The organism is Pseudomonas sp. 8_5_2 (assembly GCF_059295255.1).
On record NZ_CM181238.1, the window covers coordinates 2571563 to 2596192 of the forward strand.

The window sequence follows — 24630 nt, forward strand, 5'->3', positions numbered from 1 at the left end:
AGTCTGATGCCAGGGGGGAAATGAGGTAATTGGACCTGACATGAATGCCAGCTTACCAACCTGCTGAGCGTGCTTGCTGTGAATTTCGAAGTTGAATTGCGTGAGTGAGGTCAATGCTGTAATTGCCGCGCATGAAGGGGCGCGCGCGTTTGCGCAGGATGCCCCGCCAGCGTATGGCTCTTGGTTCTAGACCACTAATAAAGCGGCCGCTCCCCTCGATAGTGTTATTCCTGTCGATCGAGCAGCCGCTTCACTTCATTGCGCGCAGCGGCTGGTATCCCCTTGCTCAGCCGGGGCCTTGCGCGCTGCTGCCAGGATAGTCGCCAGCACGATCAAGGCAGCCCCCGCCGCCATGCGCAGGGTCGGCTGGTCGCCGAACAACCACCACGCACCCAGAATCGCGTACACCGGCTCCAGCGCGATGATCATCCCCGCAGTGCGTGCTTCCAGGCCCTCCAGGCTCTTGACGAACAGGAACTGCGAAAGCCCGGTGCAAAATACCCCCAGCAGCGCCAGGTTGACCCAGTCACTGCCGCCCAGGCTGGTATTGCCCAGATGAGTGAAGGCAAACGGGGCCACCAGCGCAGCCACCACCACGTTCTGCCAGAACGCCACCTGCATGGCGTTCATGTTCGAGGCATTGCGGCGGTTGGCCACGGTCAGCAGAGCGAAGGCCAGGCCCGAGCCCAGGCCCCAGAGCAGGCCGATGGTGCCGCTGTCGAGCAGGTCGAACGATGGCACCACCATCACCAGGCCGGCAGTGACCATCAGCAACAGCAGACCTTGCACGGCACCGATCCGCTGGCCGAACACGCTGCGCTCGATCATGGCGATAAACGCCGGGAAGCTGGCGAAGCCCAGTGTGGCCACAGCCACGCCGCCCACTTTCACGGCGATGAAGAAGGTCACCCAGTGGGTGGCCAGCAGGGCGCCAGTCAGGCCCAGCACGGGCAGGTTGCGCAAGGTGATTGCATCGAGCAGGCGGGTGCCTTTCAGCCCGGCAACGAAGCCCAGGGCGATGAAGGCGAAGGTGGCGCGGCCAAAGGTGATGATGCTGGCGTCGGCTTCGATCAGGTGACCGAAGATACCGGTCAGGCCGAACAACACAGCGGCGATATGAGCAACGCACAGGGCGTTACGGTGGCCGGTGGCAGCACCGGCTACGGGGATTGAAGTCGCGATCATGGCAGTCAAGTCTTCACAATGTGACGCGCGCAAGCACTCCCGGCTGGCGCGGCGCGGGTCTTTAATACTGGAAGTTTTATCGTTATGAGCCCGGACGAACTGCCCGGTGCAAAAAGGCGCCACAGCGTTGGAATTGTGAAGCGAGGCTGCTTACTCGCAGGTACCACACCAGCCAGCCCACGGCGCGGGGCTGGTCGATGTGTGTATTATTTTTGTATACAGGGATTGGCAGCCGGTTGCGGGCGACGTGTGCTTGTCTGATCGCGACATTGGCTGTTGCCTTGCTGCGCCGCGTGGTGTCTGGCGGCTTTGTGCGGGGAGGGGCGTTGTGGGTTGTCTGATCTGGCCTCTTCGCGGGTGAACCCGCTCCCACTCAGGTATTACCGAGGTTGAGACCCGTGTAGGGTTTACCCGCTGAGGGGCCGGATCAGGCTGAATCAGTGCCCCATGGCAAGCTTGGCACTCGTCTGCCGACGACGGTAGGCACTGTCACGGCTGGCCAGCCACCAGTACAGGGGCGAGGTGATTGCCAACCCCACCAGCCAGGACAGATCGGCCCCGTTGATATGCTCGGAGATCGGCCCGACGTACAGCGGCGTGTTCATGAACGGGATCTGCACCACGATGCCGATCGCATACGCGATCAGCGCCTGCGGGTTGTAACGTCCGTAAATGCCGCCATCGACCTGGAAGATCGACTGGATGTCGTAGTCACCCTTGTGAATGACATAGAAGTCGATCAGGTTGATCGCAGTCCACGGCACAAGCACTACCAGCAGCACCAGCACCATGTCGACGAAGTGGCCGATGAAGTCTGCCGAGGCGAACACCGCCACCACGCAGCAGGCCGACAGCACGATCAGCGACAATACCGCTCGGCTCTTGGCGGTGGGGATCCAGCGGTAGGCGAAGGTTTGCACCAGGGTGATCAGCGACAGCACCGCACCATACAGGTTGAGGGCGTTGTGGCTGATCACGCTGAGCAGGAACAGCACCAGCATGACCGGGCCCAGGGTGCCGGTGGCCAGCTTGACCGCGTCCATGGTGTCCATGCCGGCCGGAATCGCCAGCACCGCCACGGCGCCAAAGATGAACGACAGGCTCGAGCCCAGGGCCGAGCCGAGGTAGGTGGTCCAGAAGGTAGAGCTGACTTTTACATCTGCCGGCAGGTAGCGCGAGTAGTCCGATACATAGGGCGCAAAAGCGATCTGCCACAGCGCCGCCAGCGACACGGTGGCCAGCCAGCCGGCCAGGTTGAAGCCGCCGCGGGTCAGGAAATCGTCGCTTTGCACGTGGGTGAAGATGTAGCCGAAGCCGACCACGATACCGATACCCAACACCCAGGTGCCAATGCGGTTGAGCACGTGGATGAAGCGATAGCCGATGATGCCGATGATGCCCGAGCCCAGCGCGCCGATGACGATGCCCACCGACACCGGCACGGCGTCGACCACACCATGCAGCGATTTGCCGGCCAGCACGATATTGGAGGCGAAGAAGCCGATGTACATCACCCCGGCGATCACCACCACCAGCAGCGCGCCGAGGGTGCCGAACTGGGCGCGGCTCTGGATCATCTGCGGGATGCCCATTTGCGGGCCCTGGGCCGAATGCAGCGCCATCAGCACGCCGCCGACCAGGTGGCCGACCAGGATGGCGACAACGCCCCACACCAGGTTCAGGTGAAACAGCTGCACGCCCAGCGCGCCGGTGACGATGGGCAGCGGCGCGATATTGCCGCCGAACCACAGTGTGAACAGATCCCTTACCTTTCCATGGCGGTCTTGCGGGGGCACGTAGCCGATCGTGTGTTTTTCTATCAGGGGTGCCGTATTGGCTGCACTGGTCATGACTGACTCCAAGGCAAGGTAGGGCATCGGGAACTGCCCGGGGGCGTGCCGGCGAAGGGCGACGCGTTCTTGTTGGAGCGATGATGCGGGGCGCCGGGATAACGGGAAATTAGTAAATATGTGCCCACAAACGTTAAAAAACCTAAGGCTGACAAAAGCTTAAGCGGGTGACGGTAGCAAGGAGGGTGCCATTTGGCGCGAGGGCCTGAAATAGAGGGATCAGGCGGATGGCAAGCCGGAACGGATGATCCGGCGTGGTGCATGTGTGCGTTTATGGGGCAGTCGATGTATCAGTTGTAGCCGCCTGGTGGCGGACGCCTACATAGGTAATAACCGATCCTGGATGACCTCTTTCATTACCAGGGTCGAGCTCAAGCGCTTCACATTGGGAATGCTGGTCAGGTGTTCGTCATACAGCTTCTGGAAGGCGGGCAAATCCCTGGCCACCACATGCAACAGGTAGTCCGGGTCGCCAAACAGCCGCTGCGCTTCGACAATCTGTGGGATCTCGGCCAGTGCCGCTTCAAAGTCCGCTACCGGCTGGCGGGTCACCTCGCGCAGGGTCACGAACACCAGGGCGGCAAAATTCAGCCCCAGCGCGCTGGGCGCGAGGCGGGCGTGATAGCCCAGAATCGCGCCCGAGTCTTCCAGCGCCCGGAGGCGCCGATGGCACGGCGACAGGCTGAGCCCCACGCGGTCGGCCAGCTCCGTCACCGAGAGCCGACCGTCTTTTTGCAGCTCGGCAAGGATTTTTCGATCAGTCCGGTCCATTGAGAAGATTCTTCCAGTCATTAGGCGCTCGGGGGAAATATACGAAAGATAATCCTCCAGTGGAATCCGTAATCTTTCGATATCCCCAAGCAGTGGAAAAGGAAGATACAAGTGGCTATCAGTGTTCTGACGGCGTTCTGGGCTGTGTCGATGCTGTTCGTGATTACCCCGGGTGCGGACTGGGCCTACGCCATTTCGGCGGGCATGCGCGGGCGCTGGGTGATGCCTGCGGTGGCGGGCATGTTGTCGGGGCATTTCCTCGCCACTTTGGTGGTCGCTGCCGGGGTGGGGAGTTTACTGGCCGGCCACCCGCTGGCGCTGACCCTGCTGACGCTGGCCGGGTGCGCTTACCTGCTGTGGCTGGGCGGCAACCTGCTGCTGAGCCCGGCCTTGCCCGAAGCCGGGCGGGCCGGGGCGGGGGAGTCTGGCTCGCGCTGGGCGTTGAAAGGGTTCTGCGTCAGTGGCCTGAACCCGAAAGTGTTCCTGCTGTTCCTGGCTTTGTTGCCGCAGTTCACCGACCCGCAGTCGAGCTGGCCGGTGCCATTGCAGATATTGCTGCTGGGGCTGGTGCATCTGTGCAGCTCGCTGGTGATCTATTCGCTGGTCGGTTACGGCGCCAAAGCCTTGCTGAGCACGCGGCCTGGGGCGGCGAAGCTGGTCGGGCGGGTGTCGGGGGGGGCGATGATCAGCGTGGCCCTGGGGCTGATCGCTGGGCAAATGGGATGAGTGCGCTCGGGCTGTCGCTGGCCTGCCTTATGGTCCGCACCCATGCCAGCTAAATGGTGCTGTTGATCTTGCCCAGAAAAACCGCGGAACGAACTGTTGATTGCAGCTCTCCTATCCAGAGATGGATGGCAATATGCCCGGGACTACCCAGACATGAGATCGCTTCAGCAATCGACGACCCCTGTGAACCCGGCGCTCGGCTTTCTGCTGAACGGCGGTGCCATCGGCAGCCTTCTGCAGACGATGGACTGGACCGAATCACCGCTGGGCCCACCAGAAACCTGGTCGCCGCACCTGCAGGCCGTGATGACCACGCTGCTGCCGGCCCAGGCGCAATTCGTGCTGTTCTGGGGCGCCGCCTATGTGGCGTTGTACAACGATGCCTACGCCCCCACCATCGGCACCAAGCACCCGCAGGCGCTTGGTCGACCGGCGCAGGAGCATTGGCGTGAACTGTGGGACGACCTGGAGCCGTTGCTGCGCGGCGTGCGGGAGACCGGCCAGACGTTCGCAGCCAAGGATCGCCCGTTCTATATCGAGCGGCGTGGGCTTGGTGAAACGGTCTACTTCGATGTTTCCTATTCGGCCGTGCGGGAGGCCGATGGCAGTGTCGGCGGCGTGTTGTGCCTGGTCACCGACACCACCGAGCGCGTGCGTTTCCAGCAGCGCCAGGCGTTTCTGCTGCAGCTGGGCCGGACCTTGCCAGGGTTGGGCTCGGCCGAGCGCATCGAGGCCTGTGCCGTGCAACGCCTGGCCAAGGAGCTGGGCGCGGCGCGGGTGTGCTTTGGCGAGGACCAGGGCGATGGGGTCTGCTTCAAGGTGAGCCAGGACTGGGCCGATGGCGTGCCATCGCTTGTTGGCCAGCATCGATACCAGGACTTCGGTGCTTCGTTGCACGCCCAGTTGACTGCAGGGCAGACGGTGCAGCAAGCCTATGAAGACTCGCCCGCCCGATTACCGGGCCTGCACTTGAGCCTGCACGTACCCATTCTCAGGGCAGGGCGCCTGGAGGCGATGCTGGGCTTGTATTTCCATAGCCCGCGCCAGTGTTTCGAAGACGATTGCCAACTGGTCGAGGAAACCGCCAAGCAGGTCTGGGCAGCCATCACCCACGCGCGTGCCGAGCGGGCCTTGCACTTGCTCAATGAAAGCCTTGAAGAACGAGTGGCGACTGCGCTGGCCCAGCGCGAGGCGGTCATGCTGCAGCTGCACGAAGCGCACAAGATGGAAATGATCGGGCAACTCACCGGGGGTATCGCCCACGACCTCAATAATATGCTCACCCCGATCATCGGCTCGTTCGAGCTGTTGCGCCGGCATCCGCATTCAGAGCGCGCACCGCGCTTGATCGACGGTGGCCTGCAGGCGGCCGAGCGCGCGCGCAACCTGGTCGGGCGCCTGCTGAGCTTTGCCCGCCGGCAAACCCTCAAGCCCCAGGCGGTGGCATTGTCGGCACTGGTGGAGGACATGCGCGAGCTGATGGCCCGTTCGCTGGGGCCGACCATCGCCGTGCAGCTGCAGATCGACCCGGCATTGCCGGTGGTGATTGTCGACCCGCATCAGTTGGAGCTGGCGTTGCTCAATTTGGTCGTCAATGGTCGTGATGCCTTGGGCGAAGGTGGCGGCCTGCGTATCGTCGCGGGCCTGGAGGCCCAGGGGCCACCGCGTCCCGCAGGCGTGGCGGCTGGGCGCCTGGTGTGGATCCAGGTGAGTGATGACGGCTGCGGCATGGACCAGGAGCAGTTGCGCCGCTGCATCGAGCCGTTCTTCTCGACCAAGGGCGTGGGCAAAGGCACCGGCCTTGGTCTGCCGATGGTGCAGGGCCTGGCGTTGCAGTCGGGTGGCGGCTTTGACATCCGCTCGACACCCGGCCAGGGCACCCAGGCCACTCTGTGGCTGCCGGCCAGCGATGAAGTGGCGGCGTGCCGTGCTGCCGATGCCCAGGAGGTGCCGCTGGCCGAGCGGCCGAGCCGGATATTGCTGGTGGACGATGAAAACATCGTGCGCCATGCCACCGCGCTGCAGTTGCGTGACCTGGGTTATGAGGTGACCGAAGCTGCCAGCGCGGCGCAGGCATTGCGGCTGGTAGAGCAGGGCTGGATGCCGGACGTACTGGTCACCGACCATGTCATGGCCGAGATGACCGGTGTGCGATTTGCCCAGCAGATGCGCGAGCGCCAGGCAGACTTGCCCGTGCTGATCATCACCGGGTATGCCAACCTGACGCCGCGTGAGCTGAAGGGGTTCGAGGTGTTGCGCAAGCCCTACCGGCGGGCAGAGCTGGCGCAGAGCGTGGCGCGGTTGCTGGCCGGGCGGCGGACCTGAGCGTTCCATGCTCAGCGAATGAAGTGCACTTTGCCGGTGTCGTCGTTGCCCATGTAGATCCCGTATACACCGGCTTGTCGCTCAAGGATGTAGCGCTCGAGAATCTGCCGGATGGCCGGGTAGTAGATCTCGTCCCACGGAATTTCGTCGGCCTCGAAGAACTTGTACGCCAGCGTCTCCGGCCCGTACTGGCCGGTCTCTTCGGTAGCGATGGCGCGGAAGATGATGTACACCTCGCTGATCTTCGGCACGCTGAAGATCGAATACGGCGAGACGATTTCGGCGCGTACCCCGGTTTCTTCCCAGACTTCGCGCAGCGCTGCCTGTTCGGTGGTTTCGCCGGCTTCCATGAACCCTGCCGGCAAGGTCCAGGTGCCGGGGCGCGGCGGGATCGCGCGCTGGCACAGCAGGTACTTGCCATCGCGCTCGATGATGCAGCCGGCGATCATTTTCGGGTTGATGTAGTGGACGTAGCCGCAGCCGTTGCAGAGCAGGCGTTCGTGGGTGTCGCCTGTGGGAACGCCCCGGGCCAGTTCTGTGGTGCAGTGCGGGCAGTAGCGCGGGGCGTTGGGCATGATCAGCGACCTATACGGGGTTCTATGCGGGGTTCCTTGAGGGCCAGGGGCTCGACCATGTCGCGCACCTTGGCGTTGTCGTCCTGTTTCTGGCGCAGGTAGTCCAGGGCCACCTTGGCGGCGGCGCGGACGTGGTCGACCGAGGCCTGGTGGGCCACCAGCGGGTCGCCACCCTTGATCGCCTCGACGATCTTTTCCATTTCGCGGTTGCTGGCGCCGCGGCGGTTTTCCTGCGATACCGACGTGGCCCGCAGGTAGCTGATGCGCGCCTGCAACTGGCGCAGCTGCTGCGCCGCCACCTGGTTGCCGGAGCCTTCCAGCAGCACATCGTAGAAACCCTGCACCGAATCCAGCACCTGTTGCAGCTCGCCTTCCTCCAGCGCTTCGCGGTTGACCTCCAGCGCGCGCTCCAGGGCACGGATGTCCTTGGCCTTGGCGTTGAGGGTGAACAACTGCACGATCAGGCCTTCGAGCACGCAGCGCAGCTCGTAGATATCGCGGGCGTCTTCCAGGGTGATGATGGCCACGCGCGGGCCCTTGGCATCGGCGAACTCCACCAGGCCTTCGGACTCCAGGTGACGCAGGGCCTCCCGCACCGAAGTACGGCTGACGCCGAGGCGGTCGCAGAGGTCGCGCTCGACCAGGCGGTCGCCTGGCAGCAAGTGGAAGTTCATGATCGCGGCGCGCAGCTTGTCGAGCACGATTTCGCGCAGGGTAACGGGGTTGCGGTTGACCTTGAAGCTGTCGTCGAGTGGCTGGCGTTTCATCAAGTGCGCTCTTAAAGAGGCTGCCCGGCCGCAACCGCAACAGCACCACGAACCTGGGGTGCTCCTTGCGTGGGTTCGAACAGCCCGGTGTTAACGGGTTGACTCCGCATCGGCTTCAGCGAACGCTTCGCGGGCCAGGCGGAAACTGTCCACCGCCGCGGGCACGCCGCAATAAATGCCGACCTGGAGCAGGATCTCGCGAATCTGTTCACGGCTCAGGCCATTACGCAAGGCGCCGCGAATGTGCAGCTTGAGCTCGTGGGGCCGGTTGAGCGCGGAAATCATGGCCAAGTTTATCATGCTGCGCTCTTTGAGCGACAAGCCTTCGCGGCCCCAGACGTGGCCCCAGCAGTATTCGGTGACCAGTTCCTGCAACGGTTTGGTGAAGTCGTCAGCGTTCTGGATCGACCGGTTGACGTAGTCCTCGCCCAGAACCTGGGTGCGGATCTGCAGGCCTTTTTCGTACTTCTCGTTGCTCATGGGCAGTACTCCGGAATAAAAAGGGGCCGCAACCGAGGGTGAGACGATTAGCGCGACCCCTGCAAAGCAGGAAGATCGGTGTTGGATTCTTCGCGGGTAAACCCGCGAAGGGGCCAGTGAGGTCTGTCAGCCAAGTGGCGGCAGGGCGCCCAGCTTGCCTTTGTGGTAGACCATCGGGGTCACCGGTTCGGCCGGCAGCACCAGGTTCTGCACCGCGCCGACGATGATCGCGTGGTCACCGCCGTCGTACTCGCGCCACAGTTCGCACTCGATGATCGCCGTGGCGTTGGCCAGCAGGGGATTACCCAGCTCGCTCAAGTGCCACTCGACACCTTTGGCCTTGTCCTTGCCCTTGCCGGCGAAGGCGTAGGCTTCGGCGGTCTGGTCGGCGGACAGCAGGTGAATCGCAAAACGCTTGCTGTCCCGCAGGATCGGGTAGGTGTCGGAGGCGTAGTTGGGGCAGAACAGCACCAGCGCCGGCTCGATCGACAGCGCGCTGAACGCGCTGGCGGTGATGCCGACGATGCCGCCGTCGGCGTCCAGGGTGGTGACAACCGTGACGCCGGACGGGAACGAGCCCATCACGTCTTTGTAGATGCCGGGTTCGATCATCTCGTGCTACCTCTTAGCGCATCACAAACGGGTCGGGCATCGGCGCGGTGGACAGGTTGATCCACACGGTCTTCAGCTCGGTATAGGCCAGCACCGAATCGATGCCGCTCTCACGGCCGTAGCCGCTGTTCTTGAAACCACCGATCGGTGCCATGGCCGACACGGCGCGGTAGGTGTTGACCCAGATGATCCCCGAGCGCACGTCACGGGCCAGGCGATGGGCACGGCCCAGGTCGCGGGTCCAGATACCGGCCGCCAGGCCGAACTGCGAGTCGTTGGCCATCGCCAGGGCTTCTTCCTCGGTCTTGAAGCGGATCACCGCTGCCACCGGGCCGAATACTTCTTCCTGCATGATGGTCATCGAGTTGCTGTCGCACTCGAACAGCGTCGGCTCGTAGAACCAGCCTTCACCCTCGACCTCGGCACGCTTGCCGCCCATGTGCAGCTTGGCGCCTTCGGCCTTGGCCGCAGCGACCAGGCCTTCGACCACGGCCAACTGCTGCGCGGTGGCCATCGGACCCATTTCGCTGGCGTCGTCCTGCGGGTTGCCGATGCGGATGCGCTTGGCGCGGGCGATCAAACGCTCGACGAACTCGTCGAAGATCTCGTCCTGCACCAGCAGCCGCGAGCCGGCCACGCAGCTTTGCCCGGAAGCGGCATAGATACCGGCCACTGCGCCGTTGATGGCGCTGTCCAGGTCGGCGTCGGCGAAGATGATGTTCGGCGACTTGCCACCCAGCTCCAGCGACAGCTTGGCGAAGTTCTCGGCGCTGCTGCGCACCACGTGGCGGGCAGTGGCGGCGCCGCCGGTGAAGGCGATCTTGCGCACCAGCGGGTGGCGGGTAAGGGCTGCCCCGGTGCTTGGGCCGTAGCCGGTGACCACGTTGACCACACCCGGCGGGAAGCCGGCTTCGAGGGCCAGGCGGGCCAGCTCGAGGATGGTTGCCGAGGCGTGCTCGGACGGTTTCAGCACGATGGTGTTGCCCGCAGCCAGGGCCGGGGCCAGCTTGATCGCGGTGAGGTACAGCGGGCTGTTCCACGGAATGATGCCGGCGACCACGCCAATCGGCTCGTGCACGGTGTAGGCAAACAGGTCGGGCTTGTCCAGCGGCAAGGTGCCACCTTCGAGCTTGTCGGCCAGGCCTGCGGTGTAGTGGAAGAATTCGGGCAGGTAGCCGACCTGGCCGCGGGTTTCGCGGATCAGCTTGCCGTTGTCACGGCTTTCCAGCTGGGCCAGGTGCTCCTTGTTTTCGGTAATCAGATCACCCAGGCGCCGTAGCAGCTTGCCACGCGCGGTGGCGGTAATGCTGCGCCATGCCTTGCTGTCAAAGGCACGCTGGGCGGCCTGCACGGCCAGTTCGACATCGGCTTCGTCGGCGTCGGGCAGTTGCGCCCAGGCCTGGGCGGTGGCCGGGTTGAGGCTGTCGAAGGTCTTGCCGCTTTGCGCATCGCGCCATTGGCCGTCGATGCACATCTGGAAACGAACGAGGGTCATGCAACTATCCCCTTGGCGGATTCGGTAAGGGTGCGGGCTTGGGCGAGGAAGTCCAGCAGCATCTTGTTGACTTCACGCGGTGCTTCCACCGGCATCATATGCCGTTGCTCGGCCAGCACCACGCTGTGTGCGCCAGGGATGCTGGCGGCAAGCTGGCGGGTCATGGCCGGGGTGGAGCCCGAGTCGAGTTCGCCGGTGGCGATCAGCGTGGGCACCTGGATGCTGCCCAGGTCGCTGGCGCGGTACATGTCCTGGGTGGCAAACAGCGAGTAAGTGGTGTGGTAGCCCTGCGGGTCGTTGCTCGCCAGCACCTGGCGAATGGCAGCGACCTGCGCCGGGTTGGCAGCCTTGTATTCACGGCTGAACCAGCGGTCCAGGGCGGCATCCACGTTTGCATCGGGGCCCAGCTCCGCGGCCTGGGCGGCGCGGGCGATAACGCCGGCACTCTGCTCGGGGGTGCGGTTGAACACGCTATTGAGCACCACCAGCGCAGCCAGGCGCTGCGGGTAATTGAGGGCGAAGGCCCGGGCAACCAGGCCACCCATGGAAAAGCCGATCACGGTGGCCTGTGGGATCTGCAGGTGGTCGAGCAGTTCGGCAAGCTGGGCGGCATAGCCTTCCAGGTTGGTGTCGGCAGCCGGCAGGGCACTTTGGCCGTGGCCGAGCATGTCATAGGCGATGACGCGGTAGTCGTTGGCCAGGCCAACGATCTGACCGCCCCACATTTCCTTGTTCAGGCCCACGCCGTGGATCAGTACCACGGGCTGGCCCTGGCCGACGGCAAGGTAGCTGGTGCCGGCAGGTGTGCGTTCAGCGACAGGCTGAATCATGGAGGGCGCTCCTTGAAGGTCGGGCGCGGCGGGTAAGCACGCCACGCCCCGGCCCGTCTTGGTTGTTGTTATTGAGCGTTGGCTTTTTCGGCAGCCAGTTCTTCCAGGTCGATGTAGCGGTTGCCGATACGCGGGTGCAGGCGGCCGCCGTCGGCTGCGCCCAGGACCACGACGATTTCGTCGGCACGCGGGGCGTCTTCGATCTGCATTTCCAGGGTGATGTAGTGCGAGCGCAGGCCTTCGTCGTCCTTCTGCATCATCGGGATCTGGATCGAAGTGCCTGGGCCGCCGCGCTTGTTGGTGAAGCTCAGGTAGCTCTTGGCCTGTACCGCTTCGCGGTAATGGTTGCCGAAGCGCAGGGTGTGGATCACCGCCGAAGCGTGCTCGATCTCGCCATCGGCGCCGACCACAGCGGCTTTACCGTAGGCTTCGATCTTGTCGGCACCGCCGATGGCGGCGGTCAGGCGCTCGACCATCAGCGCGCCCAGCTCGGAGCAGTTGGCGCGAATTTCCGGCTTCAGGTCTTCAACAAAACCGCGACCGGCCCATGGGTTCTTGATCACCACGGCCAGGCCGACCATGGTCACCGGCTTGTCGGTGGCCTTGCCGCCTTCGATGCGGGTCTCTTCGGAGTAGGTGACGATCTTGCGGATTTCGAAACTCATGGGTGGCTCCTGGTGAGGGTTATCAGCTCTTGTTGTCTGATGGTATACCATAATATTTGTTGTGCAAGAGATGTCTGGAAATTTCTCTTGCCGGGGGGACGAAAGGTGGGCTGATGCCTTGATTTCCGTGCCGTCTGTACTGGCCTCTTCGCGGGCACCACTCGAAAAAAAGCCCGCTCACGCGGGCCACAAGGGCCCACGGGAGCGGGCTGCGTCCCGCAACAATTCAGGCAATGGGAATTCAGGCGAACGCCGGTACCACTTCCTTGATGAACAGCTCCAGCGACTTCTTCTTCTCGGCGTGAGGCAGACTGTTGTCGCACCAGAAGCTGAACTCGTCGACGCCGAGCTCCTGGTAGTACTTGATGCGCGCGATGATCTCTTCCGGCGTACCGATCATGGTGTTTTTGCGGATGTTCTCCAGCTGGAACGCCGGCACTTCGGCAAACTTCGATTCCGGGCTTGGCTCAAGGAAGCCGTTGACCGGCACCGTCTTGTTGCCGAACCAGGCGTCGAAGGTGCGGTAGAAGCGCGAGATGGCCTGGGCGCCGACCTTCCAGCCTTCGGGCTCGGCCGGGCTGTGCACGTGGGTGTGACGCAACACCATCAATTGCGGGCGCGGCACGTCGGGGTTGTTGTCCAGTGCTGCCTGGAACTTGTTCTTCAGGTCCAGCACTTCTTCGTCACCCTTCATCAAGGGGGTGACCATCACGTTGCAGCCATTGGCCACGGCAAAGTTGTGCGAGTCTGGGTCGCGCGCGGCGATCCACATCGGCGGCGTAGCGTTGAATGGCTTGGGCACGCTGGTGGAGGTCGGGAACTTGTAGACTTCGCCGTCATGGGCATAGTCGCCTTCCCACAGCTTGCGCACCACCGGCACCATCTCGCGCAGCGCCTTGCCGCCGTCGGTGGCCGGCATGCCGTTGGCCATGCGATCGAACTCGAACTGGTAAGCGCCGCGGGCCAGGCCCACTTCCATGCGACCGTTGCTGATCACGTCGAGCAGGGCGCACTCGCCCGCCACGCGAATCGGGTTCCAGAACGGCGCGATGATGGTGCCGGCGCCCAGACGAATCTTCTCGGTGCGCGCGGCCAGGTAGGCCAGCAGCGGCATCGGGCTCGGCGAAATGGTGTATTCCATGGCGTGGTGTTCGCCGATCCACACGGTGCTGAAACCGCCGTCTTCGGCCATCAGGGTCAGTTCGGTCAGGTCTTCGAACAGCTGGCGGTGGCTGACCTGTTCATCCCAACGTTCCATGTGTACGAACAACGAAAATTTCATGTGGCTTTCCTCAACGCTTGAAAGTGGCTGGCACCGGGCAGGGCAGGCGCCAGTTGTCTCGATTCAGAATAGGCTTCAGGCAAAGGCCGGCAGGCTGGCCATCTTGCCGCGGCAGTACACCATCGGCCGCGGTGCTGCTTCAGGAACGATCAGGTTGTGCACCTTGCCGACCATGATGGCGTGGTCGCCACCTTCATATTCACGCCACAATTCGCATTCGATGACGGCGGTGGCACCGGCCAGGATCGGGTTTCCCAGCTCGCTCAGGGTCCACTCGATACCGCTGGCCTTGTCCTTGCCCTTCTTGGCGAACGCATAAGCTTCGGCTTGCTGCTCACCGGACAACAGGTGAATGGCAAAACGCTTTTGCTTGATCAGTACCGGGTAGGAATCGGAAGTGTAGTTGGGGCAGAACAGCACCAGCGGCGGGTCCATCGACAGGGAGGAGAAGGCGCTGGCGGTCAGGCCGACGACCGAGCCGTCGTCGTCCAGGGTGGTGATGACGGTTACGCCGGACGGAAAGGAGCCCAGGACGTTCTTGTAGACGGTTGCGTCGATCATCTGGTGTACCTCTAAAAGGCTGCGGTGGTCCGCGGTTTTTATCGTTGATGTGTCTGATGGTATACCGTAATACCTATTTTGCAAGCGGAATTTTCACTCGCTGTTTTTCACGATGAATGGCTACAAGCCACGTATAACGTGGCCTGTAGCGGTGAGGCGGTTTGTCGCACGGCAGGCGCAAGCGGATCAGTGGCCATTTTTTCATGCGGATCAGTGTTGTCAAAAGCTTGGAATACCATAATATGGTCCGCAGCTGAGAGGCCGCCTAGACGCGGTTTCCTTACAACGATAAAAACGACCTTTCGAGCTGAATCCTATGTCCCAATCGTCATCGCAAAACCAGTTTGTCGAGAATCACACGGTCGATTACGTTCCACCTGCCGAGCGCCATGGGAAGGCGCGCGATCTGTTCACCCTCTGGTTCAGTACCAACATTGCGCCACTGCCTATCGTCACCGGCGCCATGGTGGTCCAGGTGTTCCACCTGAACCTGCTGTGGGGGCTGATCGCCATCGTGCTGGGTCATCTTGTCGGGGGCGTGGTCATCGCCCTGGCCTCTGCGCAGGGACCGCAGCTGGGCATTCCGCAGATGGTGCAGAGCCGGGGCCAGTTCGGCCGCTATGGCGCCTTGCTGATCGTGTTCTTCACCGCGCTGATCTATGTCGGCTTCTTCATCTCCAACATTGTCCTGGCAGGCAAGACCATCCACGGCATTGCACCCAGCGTGCCGATGCCAGGGGCGATCGTGATCGGTGCCCTGAGCGCCACTGCCATTGGCGTGGTTGGCTACCGCTTCATCCATATCCTCAACCGCATCGGCACCTGGGTGATGGGCTCGGCGTTGCTGGCCGGCTTCATCATGATGTTTGTCCAGGACTTGCCGGCCGACTTCTTCAACCGCGGCGCGTTCAACCTGTCGGGCTTCATCGCCACGGTGTCGCTGGGGGTGATCTGGCAGATCAGCTTCTCGCCGTACACCTCTGACTACTCGCGCTACCTGCCGCGGGAAGTGGGCATTGCCAAGCCGTTCTGGGCGACCTACTTCGGCGCCACCCTGGGCACCATCCTGTGCTTCAGCTTTGGGGCGGTGGCGGTGCTGTGCGTGCCGGAAGGCACCGACGCGATGGATGCGGTGAAGCAGGCGACCGGCTGGCTGGGGCCGATCCTGATGGTGTTGTTCCTGCTCAACATCATCAGCCACAACGCCCTCAACCTGTACGGTGCGGTGCTGTCGATCGTCACCGCGATCCAGACCTTCGTCGCCGAGTGGACGCCGAGCATCAAGGTGCGGGTGATTCTGGCTTCGGTGATTCTGCTGGGCTGTGGCCTGGTGGCACTGAATGCTTCGGCGGGCTTCATCGGCCAGTTCATCGGCCTGATCCTGGCGCTGCTGCTGGTGCTGGTGCCGTGGGCTTCGATCAACCTGATCGACTTCTACCTGATCAAGAAGGGCCAGTACGACATCGCCTCGATCTTCAGTGCCGATGGCGGCATCTACGGCCGCTTCAACCACCACGCGATCATTGCCTACGCCTGCGGCATCCTGGTGCAGTTGCCGTTTGCCAATACATCGCTGTATGTGGGGCCGTATTCGAACATTGTCGAAGGGGCTGACCTGTCGTGGCTGTTCGGCTTGCTGGTGACGGTGCCGCTGTACTACTGCCTGGCGACCCGGGGCAAGGCTGCCGAGCAGCCGGGGCGGGTGGTGAGTATCAACGACTGATAGATAGAAGTTGCGGTGACAGGGGCTGCTTGGCAGCCCATCGCAGGCAAGCCAGCTCCTACAGGTACAGCGCAAGCCTTGGACATTGTGCAATCGGTGTAGGAGCTGGCTTGCCTGCGATGGGCCGCAAAGCGGCCCCAGCTGTTTCAGGTCATGCGTTGTATTGCTCGACCCAGCCAGCCACACCCACTGCAAGCCGGCCGCCGCGTTGCCTGGTAAAAATGCCAGTTCAACAAGAGATCATTTTTCCGCACAGTCTTACGAAAAGTAGTTCATGAAGGTGATGGAATGAACCGGCGCCGCAATCAAGTCTCAGACTGCCTACTTAACTATACGGCGTATGGTTACCTGCCAGTCAGCAGTGCTGAGGCAATGTTGGGGTTCAACGGCCAACTGCTGGATCGGATGATTCAGGGTTATTGGCTTGGCAACGGGCATCGGTCATACGCCCCCTCTCTCATGCGTTTTATCAGCCCGGACCAGCTGAGCCCATTTGGTGAAGGTGGGCTGAACAGTTATGCCTATTGCGCAGGTGACCCGATCAACTGGGTTGATCCGACGGGAAAAATACGCTGGCCTGGGCGTGCTTTCAGGCAGCGCAATGGACCGGGGAGTTACAAGGGCTTTCCGGAGCGTAGCGTGAATCGAACGGACATTTTGATGGCGATGGGAGAGAGCGCTCCGCGAAAAGATCTCTCAAAGCTCCCAACGCAAGAGGTCGTCGGTACTCCCTCAAATGGGCCAACTATCGATCAGTTAGTCCCTGAATGGTATTGGGAACACCGGCCAGTCCAACGCCCGTTTTCTCGTGATGAGATGATTGCCAATCATCAGCGAACCCAGGGAGGAGGAGAGATCGCGGCTGTTGAAAACAGGCAAGCAGACATCAGACAAATTCAGATCCTGTCCACTGTAGGACACGACCCACTCTGAACAACGGAACCAGTCGCCGTGAATGGTTGCAAGGCATTCAAGTTCCACCGCCGCGGTCATCTGGTTGACGGCGGTGGCGGCGTTACGGCATGAAGTGACAAAACCGCCATTTGCTGACGGTTCTGTCTGGAAATAGCCGTCAAACGATCGCGATCAGCGGGTCGGCCGCTGCCAGGGCCAGGGCGCGGTCCGCTGCTGGCGGGTAGATCCATACCGAGTTGATCTGGCGCTTGAGGTCCTTGCCTTCCTGGCCATGCAGCTTCAGTTCGCGCTCCCAGCCTTCACTGAAGGCTGCGCCCCAGTCGCCGAGGTCCAGGCAGGTGACATACTTGGGCTGGCGGTAGACCACCGGCTGCATGCCCAACAGGTCGGCCATGGCGTTATTGCCAGAGTGCCGGCCCATGGGGATGGCGTGCTGGCAGGTCATCAGGGCATGGTTGCCCAGCTCGTCGACGGCCGCCCAGGCAGTATCGCCGGTGGCGTAGATGTGCTCCTGGCCGATTACTCTCAGGTGGTCGTCTACCTTGAGCCGGCCGAAGTTGTCACGCTCGCCGTCCACCTGCGCAGTCAGCGGGCTGGCCTTGACGCCGACGGTCCAGATTACCGTGTTGCTGGCGATGTACTCGCCGTTGTCCAGGGTCACCCCACCGGCATCGACGGCCACCACCGACGTACCCGCCCGCCATTCGACACCGGCCTGCTCGCACGCTGCAATGATCGACGGCGTGATGCCTGCGCCCAGCGCCGCCCCGATCTTTGCGCCGCGGTCCACCACCAGCACCCGTACCGGCGCATCGCTGCCAAGCAAGGTACGCAAGCGCGCGGGCATTTCGGTGGCGGTCTCGATGCCGGTGAAGCCACCGCCACAGACCACCACGGTATTGCGTGCCGGCGAGGTGGGCAGGGCGGCCAGACCGGCCAGGTGCTGCTCCAGCTTGATCGCCGACTCCATCTGGTCGACATCGAAGACATGTTCTGCAAGGCCTGGCACTGCCGGGCGGGCGACCTGGCTGCCAGCGGCGAGGATCAGGCGCTCGTAGCCGATCTGCTGGCGCTGGCCGTTGGTGTCGGTGTAGCTGACGCTACGGCCAGCGGCATCGATGCCCTCGGCATTGCCGGTGATGAAACGCACGCCTACGGCCTCGAACAGGTCGCTGACCGACGCTTTCATGCTGTGCACATCGGCTTCGTAGAAGCGCGGGCGGATGCGCAGTTCCGGTTGCGGGGCCAGCACGCTGATGCTCAGGTCGTCGCGCTGCGCCTGGTCCAGGAGGCGTGCGGCGCTGAGGGCGCTCCAGACGCCGGCAAAACCAGAACCGATGATGAGGATGTTCGATTTCATGTAGGTGCTCCGCAAGGGTCGAAGAGGGCTTCGAGCACAGGTTGGGGTCGCTCGAATAACTACGACTGTATTTGTCGGAGTTGCTTGGTGCAAGTGTTTTTTTCGGGTGTTGGAGTTTTTGGCCGAGTGGTATGGCCTTGGGGAGATGGGTGTATGGGGCAGGCCGGTCGGTTGTGCGGGGTGGGGCTGACAGGTGCTGAAACTCTCATGTCGGTCACCTCTCAGCCCCAACCCCCACCCCCACGACAATCAGCCCATCCCCCACAACCAGGCCCGCAACCGACAGATTCACACTTTGCGCTATCCCTCTCCCACGCGTATTATTTACGACAATATTGGTCGGAGATTACTATGTCGCTCTACAGTGCTGGCGTCGAATACGGCATCCATTGCCTGCTGTTCCTGGTGGACGAGCGCGGTGATTCGCGAGATTCCAGCGTGCGCGATCTGGCAGAGTTGCAGGGTGTACCCCAGGAATACCTGGCCAAGGTGTTCACCAAACTGGCCCGAGCCGGGCTGGTGGCCGCCACCGAGGGCGTGCGCGGCGGCTTCCGCCTCGCCCGACCGTCCGATGAAATCACCGTGCTGGATATCGTCAATGCCATCGATGGGCAGAAAAAGATCTTCGACTGCCGCGAGATCCGTGAACGTTGCAGCCTGTTTGAGGGCTCGGCACCCAGCTGGGCGACCGAGGGCACCTGTGCCATTCACGCGGTAATGCTGGGCGCGCAGAAGCGCATGGAGGAGGCCCTGGCGCAGCAGACGATTCTCGACCTGGCGCGACGCTTCGGGCGCAAGGCGCCGGCCGAGTTCGGGCAGAAGGTCAATGCCTGGATGGGCGAGCGGCGGGATGGTAAAGGAGCAGGGGATATTCCGGTTAAACAAGTGTGAATCTGTTGGCTGTGGCGGTCTTATCGATGGGTAGCGCTCTGTGGCTCACCGCCCCTCATGCTGCCTGCGATAAGCCCCTGGCTGCACCCCCACGGCCTTGGCAAACGCCCTGGTAAACGCCGCCACCGACTGATACCCCACCTGCGCGCCAACCTGTTCTACCGTGTGCCCGGTTCTGAGCAGCTGGCTTGCATGGCGCATACGCAAAGCCAGCAGCACTTGCCCCGGCGACTGCCCGGCGACCTCACTGAACCGCTTGAAAAACGCCGACCGCGACAAACCGGTACACGCGGCCATGCTCTCCAGCGTCCAGGCTTGCCCCGGGTGCTCGATCAACTGCTGCAACAACCCGGCAAACGCCGCCTGCCGGGCCAGTGCAACCAGCCCGCCCAACGATTGCCCGGCATGCACCTGCTGGCGCAGCACATACAGGAACAGCAAATGCGTCAGCCGCTCCAGCAATGTCTGTGATGGCCCGGCGTCGCGTTGGCATTCTTGCAGAATCAGCTCGAACAACGCGCGTGCCGCATGCCCGGCCGGTTCGTTGCCGCGCAGCGTTATCCAGTCGGCCAGCCCTTCGACGATCAGCGCTGACAAGCCTGGCTTGAAATGGAAGAAACCGCACACCAGCCCAACCCCCTCGACCGCATCCGCTTCCAGTGCCTGCATGTGCTGGCGCGGCTGGGCGCAGGCGCTGGCCGGGTCCTGGTCGCTGGACAAGCGATAACCAAGGTCACGCAGCAGGAACACCGCGTCCCCGGCCTCCAGGCGCAGCGCCTGGGCATGGCCGTCGATGTGCAGCCAGCAATGCCCCTGAACCACCAGGTGGAAGCTGGCCCGGCCCATGCCTTGGGTGCTGGCGTGCCAACCGCCACAGTAGCGACCGACATGGAACAGGCTGGCATCGAGCTCCAGGCCTTCTAATAACCAATCGACAAGGGGGCTGGACGAAATCATCTAATACAAAGACTCGGGAGCAAGGAAAGGCGACTGATGAATATGGAGGGTAATTCTTATAACCAACAGACTGTAGTGACACCCATCAAAGGAGACCACTGCATGTCCTCGCGCATTACTCTACACACCCTGCAGACCGCACCGGAAGCGGCCCGTCCGTTCCTCGAGAACGCTCAGAAGGCATCCGGCTTCATCCCCAACCTGCTCGGCGTGCTGGCCAACGCCCCGGCAGCGCTGGAAACCTATGTGACCGTTTCGGCGCTCAATGGCAAGTCCGAACTGACCCTGGCCGAGCGCGAAGTGGTGCAGCTGATCGCCGCTACCCAGCATGGCTGCGATTTCTGTGTCGCCGGCCACACCGCCGTGGCCCTGAACAAAGCCAAGCTGCCGCAGGAAGTGGTCGATGCCCTGCGCGCCCGCGGCGAGCTGCCCGATGCCCGCTACGAAACCCTCGCCGCGTTCGCCCGTGAAGTGATCGCCACCCGCGGCAACGTCAGTGAAGCCACCTACCAGGCTTTGCGCGCAGCCGGTTTCAGCGAGGGCAACGCCCTGGAGGTGATTCTGGGCGTGAGTCTGGCAACGCTGTGCAACTTTGCTAATGTGTTCGCCCAGACGCCGCTCAATGAAGAGCTTGGCAAGTACCGCTGGCAGCCTTCCGCTTGATCCGCGCGTGACACCTGCCATAACGCGGTGGTTGTAGGAGCGGCTTTGTGCCGCGAATGGGCCGCACAGCGGCCCTGGCGTTTCCCAAGGAGCAAGACCATGCAAGATTGTGCATTTCGACGATGGCTGGACGCCAATGCCGAGGCCATCGACCGGGGCCAGTGCGAACCGCAATTGGTATTGGCGCAGATTGCCGAATCGCAGCTGCTGCGTATTGGTGTAGACCCGGCCCTTGGCGGCACGGGCGGGCAGGTTACCGACGCGGTCGAAGCCATTGCCGCCATCGCCAGTCGCTCGCTGGCCGCAGCCTTTGTCTGCTGGGGCCAACGCGCCTTCATCGAGTACCTGCTGCACAGTCCCAACCAGCCCCTGCGCGAGCGCCTGTTGCCGCGCTTGCTGACCGGCGAATTGGCCGGGGCTACCGGGCTGTCCAACGCCATGAAGTTTCTGTCCGGTATCGAAGCGCTGCAGGTGCGCGGTCGGCCGGCAGCCGATGGCTGGGACCTGGATGGGCGCCTGCACTGGGTGACCAACCTGCGCAAAAGTGGATTCGTGGTGGCGGCAGCGATTGAAGACGAGGCCGGAAGCGCGCCGTTCGTGCTGGCCATTCCATCGGACGTGCAAGGCCTGGAGCGTTCGGATGACCTGCAACTGATGGGCCTGCAGTCGAGCAACACGGCGGCGCTGGCTTTGCGCCAGGTGCAGTTGTCGCGGGAATGGCTGCTGCATGAGAATGCCCGCGAGTTCCTGCCGCGGGTACGCCCCGCGTTTCTGGCGTTGCAGTGTGGCATGGCCATCGGCCTGGCGCGACGTGCACTGGAGGAAGTACGGGCGCATCTGAATGGTCGTGCCTCGTTCCTGGAGGAGGCCCGCCAGGTGCTCGGCGAGCGTCTGGAAAATACCGTAAGCGAACTGAAACAGGGCCTGCTCGATGGCCGCTTCCAGCAGCAACCGGCGGCGTTGTTCAAGCTGCGCATCACCTTGGCTGAAAGCGCCGCCGACGCCGTACAACTGGAGCTGCAGGCCAGCGGTGGCAAGGCTTACCTGAGCGAGTATGGCGAAGGGTTTGCCCGCCGCTGGCGCGAGTCGGCCTTCGTGCCGATTGTCACGCCCAGCCTGGTGCAGCTGCGCGCCGAACTGCAGCGCCAGGCAGGCGCGGCATGAGCCCAGTGTTGCTCGAAGCCCGCGACATCAGCCTGGGCTACCCGCGCGAGGGGGGCTGGCAGCAGGTGCTGGCGCAGTTCGACCTGCAGCTGGCACCGGGCGAAGTGGTGAGCATTCTTGGCCCCAGTGGGGTTGGCAAGTCCAGCCTGCTGCGCGTACTGGCCGGCCTGCAGCAGCCACGCGCTGGCAGCGTCACCCTGCACGGTCAGCCGTTGCAAGGGCCGCACCCCCGGCTGGCCGTAGCGTTCCAGGACCCCAGCCTGCTGCCTTGGCTGAGCCTGGAGAAAAACGTCGCCTTCGGCCTGGACTTCGCCCGCCAGCCCAGACTGGCCGCAGCCGAGCGGCGTGCACGCATCGACCATGCCATCGCGGCCGTGGGCCTGGCCCATGCCCGTGGCCAGTTCCCGGCGCAGCTGTCCGGCGGCATGGCCCAGCGCACTGCACTGGCCCGTTGCCTGGCCCGCCAGCCCGAGGTGCTGTTGCTCGACGAGCCGTTCGGCGCGCTGGACGAAGTGACCCGGGCCGACATGCAGCAACTGCTGCTGCAGCTGATCGCCACCCACAACACGGCGGCGGTGCTGATCACCCACGATATTGACGAAGCCCTGCTGCTGTCCGATCGGGTGCTGCTACTGGGCAACCACCCAGCGCACATCCTCGGGCAGTGGCTCGTCGACCTGCCGCAGCCGCGCGCGCAGCGGGTCGACGAGCTGGGCGCCCTGCGTATCGAAATCCTCAAGACCCTTCGGCGGGCAAGCCGCACAGTCGAACCCACCCCAACCCCGTTGCCCTCGGAGGCTGTCCATGTGCATGGATGACTGCTGTTCCGCTTCTTCACGTCGCGATTTCCTCAAGCTCGGTGCCATGCTCACGGCAGCCGGCGCGCTGCCATTGCTTTCAAGCCTGCAGGCCCGCGCCGCCGCCGAACCGGACGCGCCGGTGCGTATCGGCTACCTGCCGATCACCGACGCCACGCCGCTGCTGGTGGCGCACAACAATGGCCTGTTCGAAGCCGAAGGCATCAAGGCCGAGCGCCCGGTGCTGCTGCGCAGCTGGGCCCAGGTGATCGAGGCGTTCATCTCCGGCCAGGTCAATGTCATCCACCTGCTGTCGCCGATGACAGTGTGGGCGCGCTATGCCAGCAAGGTGCCGGCCAAGGTGGTGGCCTGGAACCACGTGGGGGGCTCGGGTCTGACCGTGGCCCCGGACATCACCGACCTCAAGCAGTTAGGTGGCAAGACCGTGGCCATCCCGTTCTGGTATTCGATCCACAACGTGGTGCTGCAGCAGATGCTCAACGACAACGGCCTGACGCCGGTGTCGAGGCCGGTCACTGCCCAGCTGGGCGCCAATGAAGTCAACCTGCTGGTGCTGCCGCCGTCCGACATGCCGCCAGCCCTGGCCAGCAAACGCATTGCCGGCTACATCGTTGCCGAGCCGTTCAACGCCCTGGCCGAGAACCTCAAGGTTGGCCGGGTGCAGCGTTTCACCGGCGATGTGTGGCGCAATCACGCCTGCTGCGTGGTGTTCATGCACGAGCATGACCTGAACAATCGCCCGGAATGGTCGCAGAAAGTGGTCAACGCCATCGTCAAGGCGCAACAGTGGACGCGCGATCACCGCGCCGAAGCGGCGGCCTTGCTGTCCAGGGCCGGCCCCAACAAGTACACCCCGCACGAGCCTGCGGTGCTGGCCAAGGTGCTGGCGCCGGCCGCCGAGGACCGGGCTGGCTACATTGCAAGTGGTGCCATCCGCCATCAGCAGTGGGACGAAAAACGCATCGACTTCCAGCCGTACCCGTACCCCAGCTACACCGAAGCGCTGGTCAAGCGCTTGCAGACCACCCTGATCGAGGGTGACAACGCGTTCCTTGCCGGCCTTGACCCGGTGCAGACCGCCAGGGACCTGGTCGACGACCGCTTCGTGCGTAACGCCATTGCCGCCGTGGGCGGGCCGTCGGTGTTCGGCATTGCCGACAGCTACGAGCGTAACGAGGAGTTCGCGGTCTGATGCGCACGCATGTCCTGCACGCCGGGCTTGGTCTGGCGGGTTTGCTCGGTTTGTTACTGTTGTGGTGGGCGGGTGTTGCAGTGTTTGGCCAGGCCGATGGCTTGTCGGCGCGCTTTTCGCCCAACGCAACCCTGGCCAGCCTGGTCGAGCTGCTGGGGCAGGGGGAGGTCTACGGGCATATCTGGGTGAGCCTGAAACGCATCCTGATCGGGCTGCTGCTGGCGCTGCTGATTGGTGTGCCGCTGGGCCTGCTGGTGGGTAGCTACCGGCACCTGGAGGCGGCGACCACGCCAGCATTCCAGTTCCTGCGCATGATCTCGCCGCTGTCGTGGATGCCGGTGGTGGTGATGCTGATGGGCGTGGGCGACCAGCCGATCTATTTCCTGCTGGCGTTTGCCGCGTTGTGGCCGATTCTGCTGAACACCGCTGCCGGGGTCAGGCAACTGGACCCACGCTGGCTGCAGTTGAGCCGCAGCCTGAGCGCCACGCGCCGGGAAACCTTGTGCAAGGTGATCGTGCCGGGGGTGATCGGCCATGTGCTGACCGGGGTGCGGCTGGCCATCGGCATCTTGTGGATCGTGCTGGTGCCGTGCGAAATGCTCGGGGTCAGTGCGGGGCTGGGGTACTTCATCCTCGATACCCGCGACCGGCTGGCGTATTCCGAGCTGATGGCGATGGTGCTGCTGATCGGGGTGCTGGGCTTTGTGCTGGATGCCTTTGCGCGAGGGCTGCATCGGCGCTGGGTGCATGGCTGATGGGCCTATGAGGTTTCTTCGCGGGCTTGTCCGCTCCCACCGGTATTCATCGCCCTTGGGTCTTGTGA

At 63.3% G+C, this 24630-nt stretch carries 24 protein-coding genes; 10 read left to right on the top strand and 14 right to left on the bottom strand.

All coding sequences use genetic code 11. The features are described 5' to 3' along the window. Positions 1-255 precede the first annotated feature (255 nt). From AC5O5R_RS11835 to AC5O5R_RS11845, 3 genes are all read right to left on the bottom strand, one after another. Positions 256-1185: a DMT family transporter gene (locus AC5O5R_RS11835; RefSeq protein WP_494515394.1), complete on the bottom strand. Its 930-nt coding sequence runs from the start codon at positions 1183-1185 to the stop codon at positions 256-258. Positions 1186-1622: 437 nt separating this feature from the next. Next, on the bottom strand, positions 1623-3035 hold the full coding sequence (locus AC5O5R_RS11840) for a purine-cytosine permease family protein (protein ID WP_172226335.1): 1413 nt from the start codon (positions 3033-3035) through the stop codon (positions 1623-1625). A gap of 318 nt (positions 3036-3353) precedes the next feature. After that, positions 3354-3806 carry an Lrp/AsnC family transcriptional regulator gene (locus tag AC5O5R_RS11845; RefSeq protein WP_172226338.1) on the bottom strand — a complete coding sequence of 151 codons (453 nt, stop codon included), beginning with the start codon at positions 3804-3806 and terminating at the stop codon, positions 3354-3356. A gap of 111 nt (positions 3807-3917) precedes the next feature. On the opposite strand from AC5O5R_RS11845, the gene AC5O5R_RS11850 reads away from it, so the two are divergent. Next, the gene (locus AC5O5R_RS11850) at positions 3918-4532 is read left to right on the top strand and encodes a LysE family translocator (protein WP_172226341.1); all 615 of its coding nucleotides are present in this window, start codon (positions 3918-3920) and stop codon (positions 4530-4532) included. 153 nt (positions 4533-4685) lie between these two features. Further along, the gene (locus tag AC5O5R_RS11855; RefSeq protein ID WP_172226344.1) at positions 4686-6857 is read left to right on the top strand and encodes a response regulator; all 2172 of its coding nucleotides are present in this window, start codon (positions 4686-4688) and stop codon (positions 6855-6857) included. Between the two features lie 11 nt (positions 6858-6868). Here AC5O5R_RS11855 and AC5O5R_RS11860 read toward each other — a convergent pair whose 3' ends face one another. The 9 genes from AC5O5R_RS11860 to AC5O5R_RS11900 form a co-directional block, all read right to left on the bottom strand. Continuing rightward, positions 6869-7432, bottom strand: coding sequence for an NUDIX hydrolase (locus AC5O5R_RS11860; RefSeq protein ID WP_172226347.1), 564 nt, complete (start codon positions 7430-7432; stop codon positions 6869-6871). Between the two features lie 2 nt (positions 7433-7434). After that, positions 7435-8199 (bottom strand): GntR family transcriptional regulator, encoded by a 765-nt coding sequence (locus AC5O5R_RS11865; protein WP_172226350.1) that lies wholly within the window; start codon positions 8197-8199, stop codon positions 7435-7437. Between the two features lie 90 nt (positions 8200-8289). Next, positions 8290-8679 carry a carboxymuconolactone decarboxylase family protein gene (locus AC5O5R_RS11870; RefSeq protein WP_008100863.1) on the bottom strand — a complete coding sequence of 130 codons (390 nt, stop codon included), beginning with the start codon at positions 8677-8679 and terminating at the stop codon, positions 8290-8292. A 126-nt stretch (positions 8680-8805) separates the two neighbouring features. Further along, the gene (locus AC5O5R_RS11875) at positions 8806-9291 is read right to left on the bottom strand and encodes a flavin reductase family protein (protein WP_172226353.1); all 486 of its coding nucleotides are present in this window, start codon (positions 9289-9291) and stop codon (positions 8806-8808) included. 13 nt (positions 9292-9304) lie between these two features. After that, a complete protein-coding gene (locus tag AC5O5R_RS11880) occupies positions 9305-10786 on the bottom strand; it encodes an aldehyde dehydrogenase (protein WP_172285275.1) in 1482 nt (493 codons plus the stop codon). Next, positions 10783-11616 (bottom strand): alpha/beta fold hydrolase, encoded by an 834-nt coding sequence (locus AC5O5R_RS11885; RefSeq protein WP_172285276.1) that lies wholly within the window; start codon positions 11614-11616, stop codon positions 10783-10785. Before AC5O5R_RS11885 ends, AC5O5R_RS11880 begins: the two co-directional genes overlap by 4 nt. A gap of 68 nt (positions 11617-11684) precedes the next feature. Then, on the bottom strand, positions 11685-12281 hold the full coding sequence (locus tag AC5O5R_RS11890; RefSeq protein ID WP_003256068.1) for an amino acid synthesis family protein: 597 nt from the start codon (positions 12279-12281) through the stop codon (positions 11685-11687). Positions 12282-12522: 241 nt separating this feature from the next. Further along, a complete protein-coding gene (locus AC5O5R_RS11895; RefSeq protein WP_172232850.1) occupies positions 12523-13563 on the bottom strand; it encodes an LLM class flavin-dependent oxidoreductase in 1041 nt (346 codons plus the stop codon). Between the two features lie 75 nt (positions 13564-13638). Next, positions 13639-14124, bottom strand: coding sequence for a flavin reductase family protein (locus AC5O5R_RS11900; protein ID WP_172230222.1), 486 nt, complete (start codon positions 14122-14124; stop codon positions 13639-13641). Between the two features lie 316 nt (positions 14125-14440). Between AC5O5R_RS11900 and AC5O5R_RS11905 the strand changes: the two genes are divergently transcribed. After that, on the top strand, positions 14441-15847 hold the full coding sequence (locus tag AC5O5R_RS11905; RefSeq protein WP_172230225.1) for a purine-cytosine permease family protein: 1407 nt from the start codon (positions 14441-14443) through the stop codon (positions 15845-15847). A gap of 288 nt (positions 15848-16135) precedes the next feature. After that, on the top strand, positions 16136-16780 hold the full coding sequence (locus AC5O5R_RS11910; RefSeq protein WP_172230227.1) for an RHS repeat-associated core domain-containing protein: 645 nt from the start codon (positions 16136-16138) through the stop codon (positions 16778-16780). A gap of 139 nt (positions 16781-16919) precedes the next feature. Here AC5O5R_RS11910 and AC5O5R_RS11915 read toward each other — a convergent pair whose 3' ends face one another. Next, on the bottom strand, positions 16920-18122 hold the full coding sequence (locus AC5O5R_RS11915) for an NAD(P)/FAD-dependent oxidoreductase (RefSeq protein WP_172285279.1): 1203 nt from the start codon (positions 18120-18122) through the stop codon (positions 16920-16922). Between the two features lie 351 nt (positions 18123-18473). On the opposite strand from AC5O5R_RS11915, the gene AC5O5R_RS11920 reads away from it, so the two are divergent. Continuing rightward, positions 18474-19013 carry an RrF2 family transcriptional regulator gene (locus AC5O5R_RS11920; protein WP_494515395.1) on the top strand — a complete coding sequence of 180 codons (540 nt, stop codon included), beginning with the start codon at positions 18474-18476 and terminating at the stop codon, positions 19011-19013. A gap of 45 nt (positions 19014-19058) precedes the next feature. Here AC5O5R_RS11920 and AC5O5R_RS11925 read toward each other — a convergent pair whose 3' ends face one another. Beyond that, positions 19059-19970 carry an AraC family transcriptional regulator gene (locus tag AC5O5R_RS11925; protein WP_494512600.1) on the bottom strand — a complete coding sequence of 304 codons (912 nt, stop codon included), beginning with the start codon at positions 19968-19970 and terminating at the stop codon, positions 19059-19061. A gap of 102 nt (positions 19971-20072) precedes the next feature. Between AC5O5R_RS11925 and AC5O5R_RS11930 the strand changes: the two genes are divergently transcribed. The 5 genes from AC5O5R_RS11930 to AC5O5R_RS11950 all read left to right on the top strand — a co-directional run bounded on the left by AC5O5R_RS11930 (position 20073) and on the right by AC5O5R_RS11950 (position 24562). Further along, complete coding sequence (locus AC5O5R_RS11930) at positions 20073-20633, top strand: carboxymuconolactone decarboxylase family protein (RefSeq protein WP_172285281.1); 561 nt, start codon at positions 20073-20075, stop codon at positions 20631-20633. A gap of 99 nt (positions 20634-20732) precedes the next feature. Next, the gene (locus AC5O5R_RS11935) at positions 20733-21797 is read left to right on the top strand and encodes an acyl-CoA dehydrogenase family protein (protein ID WP_172229715.1); all 1065 of its coding nucleotides are present in this window, start codon (positions 20733-20735) and stop codon (positions 21795-21797) included. After that, the gene (locus AC5O5R_RS11940; protein ID WP_172229718.1) at positions 21794-22615 is read left to right on the top strand and encodes an ABC transporter ATP-binding protein; all 822 of its coding nucleotides are present in this window, start codon (positions 21794-21796) and stop codon (positions 22613-22615) included. Before AC5O5R_RS11935 ends, AC5O5R_RS11940 begins: the two co-directional genes overlap by 4 nt. After that, positions 22602-23807, top strand: a complete 1206-nt coding sequence (locus AC5O5R_RS11945; protein WP_494515396.1) for an ABC transporter substrate-binding protein — start codon at positions 22602-22604, stop codon at positions 23805-23807. Before AC5O5R_RS11940 ends, AC5O5R_RS11945 begins: the two co-directional genes overlap by 14 nt. Continuing rightward, the gene (locus tag AC5O5R_RS11950; RefSeq protein WP_172229724.1) at positions 23807-24562 is read left to right on the top strand and encodes an ABC transporter permease; all 756 of its coding nucleotides are present in this window, start codon (positions 23807-23809) and stop codon (positions 24560-24562) included. Before AC5O5R_RS11945 ends, AC5O5R_RS11950 begins: the two co-directional genes overlap by 1 nt. Positions 24563-24630: the final 68 nt, after the last annotated feature.

What these genes read in the sequence shown, in the direction of transcription:
- AC5O5R_RS11835 (WP_494515394.1), bottom strand. Translation starts at nt 1,185, where the DNA reads ATGATCGCGACTTCAATCCCCGTAGCCGGTGCTGCCACCGGCCACCGT.
- AC5O5R_RS11840 (WP_172226335.1), bottom strand. Translation starts at nt 3,035, where the DNA reads ATGACCAGTGCAGCCAATACGGCACCCCTGATAGAAAAACACACGATC.
- AC5O5R_RS11845 (WP_172226338.1), bottom strand. Translation starts at nt 3,806, where the DNA reads ATGGACCGGACTGATCGAAAAATCCTTGCCGAGCTGCAAAAAGACGGT.
- AC5O5R_RS11855 (WP_172226344.1), top strand. Translation starts at nt 4,686, where the DNA reads ATGAGATCGCTTCAGCAATCGACGACCCCTGTGAACCCGGCGCTCGGC.
- AC5O5R_RS11860 (WP_172226347.1), bottom strand. Translation starts at nt 7,432, where the DNA reads ATGCCCAACGCCCCGCGCTACTGCCCGCACTGCACCACAGAACTGGCC.
- AC5O5R_RS11865 (WP_172226350.1), bottom strand. Translation starts at nt 8,199, where the DNA reads ATGAAACGCCAGCCACTCGACGACAGCTTCAAGGTCAACCGCAACCCC.
- AC5O5R_RS11870 (WP_008100863.1), bottom strand. Translation starts at nt 8,679, where the DNA reads ATGAGCAACGAGAAGTACGAAAAAGGCCTGCAGATCCGCACCCAGGTT.
- AC5O5R_RS11875 (WP_172226353.1), bottom strand. Translation starts at nt 9,291, where the DNA reads ATGATCGAACCCGGCATCTACAAAGACGTGATGGGCTCGTTCCCGTCC.
- AC5O5R_RS11880 (WP_172285275.1), bottom strand. Translation starts at nt 10,786, where the DNA reads ATGACCCTCGTTCGTTTCCAGATGTGCATCGACGGCCAATGGCGCGAT.
- AC5O5R_RS11885 (WP_172285276.1), bottom strand. Translation starts at nt 11,616, where the DNA reads ATGATTCAGCCTGTCGCTGAACGCACACCTGCCGGCACCAGCTACCTT.
- AC5O5R_RS11890 (WP_003256068.1), bottom strand. Translation starts at nt 12,281, where the DNA reads ATGAGTTTCGAAATCCGCAAGATCGTCACCTACTCCGAAGAGACCCGC.
- AC5O5R_RS11895 (WP_172232850.1), bottom strand. Translation starts at nt 13,563, where the DNA reads ATGAAATTTTCGTTGTTCGTACACATGGAACGTTGGGATGAACAGGTC.
- AC5O5R_RS11900 (WP_172230222.1), bottom strand. Translation starts at nt 14,124, where the DNA reads ATGATCGACGCAACCGTCTACAAGAACGTCCTGGGCTCCTTTCCGTCC.
- AC5O5R_RS11905 (WP_172230225.1), top strand. Translation starts at nt 14,441, where the DNA reads ATGTCCCAATCGTCATCGCAAAACCAGTTTGTCGAGAATCACACGGTC.
- AC5O5R_RS11910 (WP_172230227.1), top strand. Translation starts at nt 16,136, where the DNA reads ATGAACCGGCGCCGCAATCAAGTCTCAGACTGCCTACTTAACTATACG.
- AC5O5R_RS11915 (WP_172285279.1), bottom strand. Translation starts at nt 18,122, where the DNA reads ATGAAATCGAACATCCTCATCATCGGTTCTGGTTTTGCCGGCGTCTGG.
- AC5O5R_RS11920 (WP_494515395.1), top strand. Translation starts at nt 18,474, where the DNA reads ATGTCGCTCTACAGTGCTGGCGTCGAATACGGCATCCATTGCCTGCTG.
- AC5O5R_RS11925 (WP_494512600.1), bottom strand. Translation starts at nt 19,970, where the DNA reads ATGATTTCGTCCAGCCCCCTTGTCGATTGGTTATTAGAAGGCCTGGAG.
- AC5O5R_RS11930 (WP_172285281.1), top strand. Translation starts at nt 20,073, where the DNA reads ATGTCCTCGCGCATTACTCTACACACCCTGCAGACCGCACCGGAAGCG.
- AC5O5R_RS11935 (WP_172229715.1), top strand. Translation starts at nt 20,733, where the DNA reads ATGCAAGATTGTGCATTTCGACGATGGCTGGACGCCAATGCCGAGGCC.
- AC5O5R_RS11940 (WP_172229718.1), top strand. Translation starts at nt 21,794, where the DNA reads ATGAGCCCAGTGTTGCTCGAAGCCCGCGACATCAGCCTGGGCTACCCG.
- AC5O5R_RS11945 (WP_494515396.1), top strand. Translation starts at nt 22,602, where the DNA reads ATGTGCATGGATGACTGCTGTTCCGCTTCTTCACGTCGCGATTTCCTC.
- AC5O5R_RS11950 (WP_172229724.1), top strand. Translation starts at nt 23,807, where the DNA reads ATGCGCACGCATGTCCTGCACGCCGGGCTTGGTCTGGCGGGTTTGCTC.